Source organism: Methanosarcina spelaei, from assembly GCF_002287235.1.
Classification (GTDB): Archaea; Halobacteriota; Methanosarcinia; order Methanosarcinales; family Methanosarcinaceae; genus Methanosarcina; species Methanosarcina spelaei.
This window is the reverse complement of record NZ_LMVP01000406.1, coordinates 1-446: the sequence shown is the minus strand read 5'-3', so window position 1 is coordinate 446 and position 446 is coordinate 1. Positions and strand designations below refer to the sequence as shown.

Annotated in this window: 1 pseudogene; it reads left to right on the top strand. The window is 35.4% G+C overall.

Going from position 1 to position 446, the window contains the following annotated elements:
- Positions 1-446: pseudogene (locus ASJ81_RS15380) on the top strand (ISNCY family transposase); the annotation flags it as partial.

Genomic DNA, 446 nt, shown 5'->3' with positions numbered 1-446 from the left:
ATTACAATGGTTGGAACTTATCCTGTTTTCATGACTCATACAAAAGGACTTTCTGGTGACTCTCCAGAACTTATCAACCATATTGAAGCTCTAAAGAACATGAACGCTAATCTGGAGTTTTATTCTGCTGACGGAGGTTATGATTCATTCCTTAATCATTCTGATGTTTGGTATCATCTGAACGCAAAACCGATTATCTCCTACGCTTCAAATGCAGTAATCAATCAAGAAGGAGAAGAGGAAAGAATCAATCACTGGGTAAATAAAAAGTGGAAAATTGGTGGAGATATTCATGCACCAATGGAAAACAAACTTAAATTTCTATATGAGATTGGAAGGAAAGAACAGGTAGGAATGTACCTGAGAAACCAGAACATCAAAGATGAGACTTTTGATGATCAGTATAAAAAGAGAGCTGAATGTGAAAAGATACATGGACATATTAA